Origin of the sequence: Thauera sp. 27 (assembly GCF_000310125.2) — a bacterium.
Lineage (GTDB): Bacteria > Pseudomonadota > Gammaproteobacteria > Burkholderiales > Rhodocyclaceae > Thauera > Thauera mechernichensis.
Genome location: NZ_AMXB01000076.1, coordinates 1 through 6,783, shown reverse-complemented (window position 1 = coordinate 6,783; position 6,783 = coordinate 1). Strand labels below are relative to the sequence as shown.

The window sequence follows — 6,783 nt, the reverse complement described above, 5'->3', positions numbered from 1 at the left end:
CCTCGCGGCTGGCGCCGCTCCTACGGGGGCCCGCGGCGGTGGTCTTCGCTGTAGGAGCGGCGCAAGCCGCGAGCTTTTTCGGGTCCCACCCAGCCCCATCACCTTCAACCCCCTCGCGGCTGGCGCCGCGCCTACACGAAGGGGCATCCGGGGTGGATTTGTTGCGACTTCCTCTATAATTATGAATTCTTAACTCAACACCTCACTGGAGGCATCATGTCGCAGCGCCCCTTCAAGATCCTCGGTATCCAGCAGATCGCCATCGGCGGCCCGAGCAAGGACAAACTCAAGACGCTGTGGGTCGACATGCTTGGCCTGGAGGTCACCGGCAACTTCGTGTCCGAACGCGAGAACGTGGACGAAGACATCTGCGCGATGGGCGCAGGCCCGTTCAAGGTCGAGGTCGACCTGATGCAGCCGCTGGATCCCGAGAAAAAGCCGGCGGTGCACACCACCCCGCTCAACCACGTCGGCCTGTGGGTGGACGACCTGCCCAAGGCGGTGGAATGGCTCAGCGCCAACGGCGTGCGCTTCGCGCCTGGCGGCATCCGCCGGGGTGCGGCCGGCTTCGACATCACCTTCCTGCACCCCAAGGGCAACGACGAGTTCCCGATCGGTGGCGAGGGCGTGCTCATCGAACTGGTGCAGGCGCCGCGCGAAGTCGTGGACGCCTTCGCGCGCCTGGCGGGCTGACCACGGCCCCGGGGGCGCGCGGCGCGCCCCCGGGCGGCTTCCTGCGTTGCGAGATTGATCGCCGATATGGAATCGATACCGACAAATCCGTAAAGTCGGCGATCCTCGTGTCGATAACTGCAAGACACATCCGCTGAAGATGGTCTCGGACATCGCAGCCAAAGCCCGCTACTCGCCGCAAAAAAGGACCGCAGATGGAACCCGTCAGCCGCCCATCAAGTTCGATCGCCAGCCGCCTTGGCCTGATCGTCGCCCTTCCACTCATCGTCATCATCGTGCTGGCCGTCATGCTCGGACAATCGGCGCTCGAGCGCTCGCGTTCGGCCGAAACCACCGCGCAACTGTCTGGGCTCAGTGCCGCTGTCAGCGAACTGGTGCACCGACTGCAGATCGAGCGCGGCTCGACCGCGGGCTTCATCAGCTCCTCGGGCTCCCAGATGCGTGACGTCCTGCCCGGCTTCCAGCGCGACACCGACACCGCCCTCGCGCAGTTCCGCAGCCGGCACCAGCAGACCATCACCGCCGACACACCGACCGCCCAGAAGCAGGTCGCCGACGTCGAAAGCCAGCTCGCCCAACTCGCCGACATCCGCAGGCAGGCGCAACAACTGAGCATCGCCATCGGCGAGAGCACGCGCTACTACACCGCCACCATCGACAACCTCATCCAGCTCGCCGCGGGGGCCGCGCATTACAACTCCGACCCCTTGATCGGACAGCGCTCCACTGCGCTCGAAGCGCTCATCCGCGCCAAGGAAGCCGCAGGCCAGGAACGCGCGCTCACCACCGCCGCCTTCAGCGCCGACTGGGTCACGCCCGAGCAGCACCGCACCATCAGCGAACGCATCAACCGCCAGCGCGCCTTCTTCGAGCTGTTCGGCTCGGTGGCGGGCAGCGACGCCCGGGCCGCGCTCAAGCAGATCGAGGCTTCGCCCGAACTCGAAGCCGTCAAGCGCATGCGCGATGTCATGAGCGAGCGCATGACGTACGGCGAATTCGGCATCAAAGGCGCCGACTGGTTCGCGACTAGCACCGCCTACATCGACCGCCTCTATGCCCTGGAGCGCCAGGTCAACGGCGAGATCGCCAAGCTCGCAGGCGAACTGGTCGACAGCAGCACGCGCACCCTCTACATCACCATCGGCCTGTCGGTCCTGGCCATTGGCGCCACGCTGGTGGTGTCGGCCCTGCTCGGGCGCAGCATCAGCCGCCCGCTCAGCCAGGCCGTGCGCATCGCCGAGCAGGTTTCCAGCGAAAAGGACTTCACCCGCAGCATCCCGGTCGAAGGCGTGACCGAAGTGCAGCGCACCGCCCAAGCGTTCAACAACCTCATCGGCACCTTCCGCCACATCCTGTCCGAAGCGCGCACGTCCAGTGAGGGGGTGTCGTCCGCGGCGGCGTCCATCTCGGCATCGAGCACCCAGCTCAGCCGCAGCGCCGACATCCAGGCCGAATCGGCCGCCACCGTGGCCGCTGCCGCCACCGAAGTCTCGAGCAGCGTCAGCGAGACGGCCACGCGCGCCGCCACGGCTGCCGAACTGGTCGACAAGGCCTCGGCCGACACGCACTCGGCGCTGGACATCATGCAAGAGATGGTCGGCCGCGTGGAGCAAGCCGCCAGCCAGGTCACCGCGTCGCAGGCCGACGTTCAATCGCTGGCTGCCAGTTCCAAGCAGATCGGCGGCATCGTCGGCGTCATCCGCGAGATCGCCGAGCAGACCAACCTGCTCGCCCTCAACGCCGCCATCGAGGCCGCGCGTGCAGGCGAGCAAGGTCGCGGCTTCGCGGTCGTCGCCGACGAAGTGCGCAAGCTCGCCGAACGCACCGCCTCGTCGACCCGCGAGATCAGCACCCTCATCCACGAGATCCAGCAACACGTCGACAGCACCGTCGACTCGATGCAGGCCGCGGGCGTCAACGTCAGCGGCAGCCTCGAGCTCGTATCGCGCACCGAAGCCGCGCTACGCAGCATCGGCGACAGCTCCGAGCGCGTCGCACAGAGCGTGCAGGGCATGGCCCACACCATCCGCGAGCAGGACATCGCCATCCAGCAGGTCGCATCCAACGCCGAGCGCATCGCCGCCATGACCGAAGAAAACAGCGGCGCCGCACGCACCAGCTCGGACACGGCCGAAGAGCTCGCCCGCGTCGCAAGCGCGCTGTCGAGCCTTGTGGGGCGCTTCCGCACCTGACACCGAGGTCGCGGTACAAGGCTGCCAAACAGCCCCCGAGTGTCGGTTTTTTTTACACCGGGGGCATAAGCACCCCCATCAAATCGCACCATCCATATAAAAATCAATAACTTGTATTTCTGGCATCCGTCTTGCTTTGTTGCCACAGCGATTAAGCTCACGCTTGGCACCACCCGGCCAGGCGCAATCTCTTAACCGGTTCAACAACCGATTAAAAGGACCCAGACAATGAAGAAATACGCCCTTCTCGCCGCGACCGCCGCCCTCACCGCCGTGTCGACCGGCGCCTCGGCCGCCTATGTCAGCAACGTCCAGTCGCTGGCTGGCGACTTCGCCATCAGCGGCTTCGCCGACGGCACCCCGCTGACCTACAACGTGGCGCTCACCGGCCTGTCCGGCAGCCTGTCGCTGGCCGCTGCCCCGTCGGGCAGCTACACCGTCAGCGTCGGCCCCGGCCTCGCCGGCGGCACCGGCTACGCCGAAGCCACCTTCTTCGCCGGCCCTGGCGGTACCGTCAGCCGCACGATCAGCTCGAACGTCCAGGTGTTCTCGGGCGACCTCAACGTCTCCGGCCTCACCCCGGGCGTGTATCCGTTCGTCTTCGGCATGGGCCTGATCTCCAGCCCGATCTCGTTCGGCTTCAACGGCAGCTATGACGGCGCCACCACCATGGGCGTGCTCGGCCTGCTCAACGGCCTGCTCGGCACCTCGTTCAGCGACCCCACCGGCGCTGGCACCGTCGCCATCACCGGCACCATCACCGACACCAGCGTGACCATGTCCATCACCGAAACGGCCTCCGGCTGGGACGGCGCTGGCGTGCTGCTGGCTGCTGCCGACTACGCTGCCTTCCTGCAGGGCCGTCCGGACTCGCAGGCCGAGCGCATCGCTTACATGCAGAGCCCCACCTACAACCTGACCGACGGCAGCTTCGCCATGCGTAACATCGCCGTCACCGCCGTGCCCGAGCCCGCCTCGCTGGCGCTGCTCGGCCTCGGTCTGGCTGGCCTGGGTGTCATGCGCCGCCGCAAGCAAGCTGCCTGACCTTCCGGTCACGCCGCACCAGCCGACGCCCTCGCAAGGGGGCGTCGGCTTTTTTCTTATAATGCCGCCATGTTCGAAAAGATCCTCACCCTCTGCACCGGCAACATCTGTCGCAGCCCGCTCGCCGAGGCCGTCCTGCGCCAGCGCCTGGCCGATCGTGGCCGCACGGCCACCGTCGCCTCTGCCGGCACCGGCGCCCTGGTCGGCCACGCTGCAGACGCGGACACCCAGGCCATCGCGCTTGCCCGCGGCATCGACCTCTCCGCCCACCGCGCCCGTCAGCTCACCCCCGAGATCAGCCGCTGGGCCGACATCATCCTGGTGATGGAAAAACACCACCTCGAATACGCCACCCACCTCGACCCCACCGCACGCGGCAAGCTCTTCCTGCTGGGGCACTGGTCCAAGGTCGAAGTCCCCGACCCCTACCGCCTCAGCCAGGACCACCACGCCCTGGCCTGCGACATCATCTGCGCAGCCACCGACGACTGGCTTGCCCGCCTGTAAATCCCGTTGAAAAGCTCGCGGCTGGCGCCGCTCCTACGGCAAACCCAACGCGCGGCGCCATCGACTGGCCCCGATTCCTGGACGCCATGCGAAAATGTCGGTCGAACATCTCTCCATCAGGTGACCGCGCTTGAACGGCCTCAAGGATTTCCTGCACCTCCTGCAGCACTCCTTCCGCAACCTGCTCCCCATCGTCGTCGTCGTCGCCTTCTTCCAGGCCATCGTCTTGCAGACGGTGCCGGATGGCCTGGGGTCGATGGTTGCGGGCCTGCTGGTGGTGGTGGTGGGCGTGGCCCTGTTCCTGCAAGGGCTGGAGCTGGGCATCTTCCCGATCGGCAAGAACCTCTCCAACGCCTTTGCAAAGCGCGGCTCCCTGCCACTGCTGATGGCGTTCGGGTTCGCGCTCGGTTTCTCCGCGGTGATCGCCGAGCCAGCGCTGATCGCCGTCGCCAGCCAGGCCGAAACGATCAGCGCCGGGCGAGTCGACGGATTCACCCTGCGCCTCCTGGTGGCGACATCGGTCGGCGCGGTGGTTGCGCTCGGCGTGGTGCGCACCATCCTCGGCCATTCGCTGCACTGGTACATGATCATCGGCTACCTGCTGGTGGTCACCGTCACCTTCTTTGCGCCCGAGGAAATCGTCGGCCTCGCCTATGACTCGGGCGGGGTCACCACCAATATCGTCACCGTGCCCCTGATCGCCTCGCTCGGCATCGGCCTGGCGGTATCGATCCGCGGCCGCAACGCGCTCGCACACGGCTTTGGCCTGGTCGCGCTGGCGGTGATGGTGCCGATGATCTCGGTGCAGCTCTACGGCATCTTCGTCTACAGCCTCGGCGCCGACCCTGCGCTCGCCGCCGCGCAGCCCGCGGCCGGCATCGCCCAGGCCGCTGCGGCCGCTATTCCCGAGCCCGCCGGCATGCTCGGCGCACTCACCGGCATGCTCGTCGACCTGCTCACCATGTTCCGCGACGTGGCGCCGATCATCGTCGTCATCCTGTTCTTCCAGTACGGCGTGATCCGCAAGCCGATCGCCCACCTGCACAAGGTCGTGGGCGGCTTCGTCATGGTCATCGTCGGCCTCTATGCCTTCGTGATCGGGCTCAAGCTCGGGCTCTTCCCGGTCGGGCGCGCCATGGCGGAACAGCTTGTCGCCCTCGACACCTACACCTGGGTATACCTGTTCGCACTGTCGATCGGCTTTGCCACCACCATGGCCGAGCCCGCGCTGATCGCCATCGGCCAGAAGGCCGAAGAAGCCGGCAAGGGGCGGCTCAACGCCAACCACATCCGCATCCTGGTCGCCATCGGCGTGGCCATCGGCATCACCATCGGCGTGCATCGCATCATCACCGGCGACTCGATCCACTACTACATCATGGGCGGCTACGCCCTGGTCATTGCGCTGACCTGGCTGGCACCCAAGTACATCGTCCCCCTCGCCTTCGACCTCGGCGGCGTCACCACGTCCGAGGTGACCGTACCGCTCGTCACTGCGCTGGGCATCGGGCTGGCCACCAACATCGAGGGGCGCAACGTGCTCATCGACGGCTTCGGCCTCATCGCGTTTGCCTCGATCTTTCCCATCGTAACCGTGATGCTCTATGCTCTTTACGCCGAGCGGTTCAAGCCGACAGGAGAAAAAACGTGAAGTTCTCGGTACTTGTCGCGATCCTCGCCGAGGATCTCGAAGAACAGGCGATCGACATCGCCAAGCGCTCGGGCGCAGGCGGCGTCACACTGCTGGACGGGCGCGGCATCGGCGCCACGGAAAAGAAGACCTTCTTCGGCCTCACCTACGAGGGTAGCCAGTCCGTACTGGTGATGGTGCTCGAGAAGAAGCTCTCGCTCTCCGTGCTCAAGAACCTCAGCCGCGAGCTCGACCTCAAGAACAGCAGCCGTGGCGTGGTGTTCACCATCCCGCTCGAGCACATCGCCGGCATCGACATGCGCCAGATCCAGCAGTTCGAAGAGCACATCAAGCACGACATCTAGGAGCCCCCATGCTGGTCAAGGACATCATGTTGCGCGAAGTGGTGACGGTATCGCCCTTCGCAACCATCCGCGAAGCCATGCGGGTGATGAAGCAGAACAAGGTCAAGTCGCTGGTGGTCGAGAAGCGCGACGCCCATGACGCCTACGGCATCATCACCTACACCAACATCCTCAAGACGATCGTCGCCGAAGAGGGGGACATCGACCTCGTCAATGTCTACGACATCTGCGCAAAGCCAGCGCTGACCATCTCGCGCGAGCTCGACGTCAAGCACGCCGCCCGCCTCATGGTCAATATCGGCGTCCGCCGCCTGCTGGTCACCTCATCCAACGAGCTCGCCGGCATCGTCAC

General features: G+C 65.9%; 7 protein-coding genes. All 7 read left to right on the top strand.

Translation table 11 applies throughout. The features are described 5' to 3' along the window. The first annotated feature begins 216 nt into the window (after window positions 1-216). Entirely contained in the window at window positions 217-693 is a 477-nt protein-coding gene (locus B447_RS21235; RefSeq protein WP_004248852.1) for a VOC family protein, read from the top strand. Between the two features lie 194 nt (window positions 694-887). Continuing rightward, a complete protein-coding gene (locus tag B447_RS21230) occupies window positions 888-2,885 on the top strand; it encodes a methyl-accepting chemotaxis protein (protein ID WP_004248851.1) in 1,998 nt (665 codons plus the stop codon). A 228-nt stretch (window positions 2,886-3,113) separates the two neighbouring features. Then, window positions 3,114-3,929 (top strand): PEP-CTERM sorting domain-containing protein, encoded by an 816-nt coding sequence (locus B447_RS21225; RefSeq protein ID WP_004248850.1) that lies wholly within the window; start codon window positions 3,114-3,116, stop codon window positions 3,927-3,929. 69 nt (window positions 3,930-3,998) lie between these two features. Beyond that, window positions 3,999-4,436, top strand: a complete 438-nt coding sequence (locus tag B447_RS21220) for a low molecular weight protein-tyrosine-phosphatase (RefSeq protein WP_002933951.1) — start codon at window positions 3,999-4,001, stop codon at window positions 4,434-4,436. 130 nt (window positions 4,437-4,566) lie between these two features. Continuing rightward, window positions 4,567-6,087 carry a DUF1538 domain-containing protein gene (locus B447_RS21215; RefSeq protein ID WP_004248849.1) on the top strand — a complete coding sequence of 507 codons (1,521 nt, stop codon included), beginning with the start codon at window positions 4,567-4,569 and terminating at the stop codon, window positions 6,085-6,087. After that, complete coding sequence (locus B447_RS21210) at window positions 6,084-6,431, top strand: hypothetical protein (RefSeq protein WP_004248848.1); 348 nt, start codon at window positions 6,084-6,086, stop codon at window positions 6,429-6,431. Before B447_RS21215 ends, B447_RS21210 begins: the two co-directional genes overlap by 4 nt. An 8-nt stretch (window positions 6,432-6,439) precedes the next feature. Further along, window positions 6,440-6,783, top strand: a 344-nt coding sequence (locus B447_RS21205) for a CBS domain-containing protein (RefSeq protein ID WP_004248847.1), incomplete at its 3' end; no start/stop codon positions are given.

Coding starts and splice junctions, on each gene's coding strand:
- B447_RS21235 (WP_004248852.1), top strand. CDS start 217: ATGTCGCAGCGCCCCTTCAAGATCCTCGGTATCCAGCAGATCGCCATC.
- B447_RS21230 (WP_004248851.1), top strand. CDS start 888: ATGGAACCCGTCAGCCGCCCATCAAGTTCGATCGCCAGCCGCCTTGGC.
- B447_RS21225 (WP_004248850.1), top strand. CDS start 3,114: ATGAAGAAATACGCCCTTCTCGCCGCGACCGCCGCCCTCACCGCCGTG.
- B447_RS21220 (WP_002933951.1), top strand. CDS start 3,999: ATGTTCGAAAAGATCCTCACCCTCTGCACCGGCAACATCTGTCGCAGC.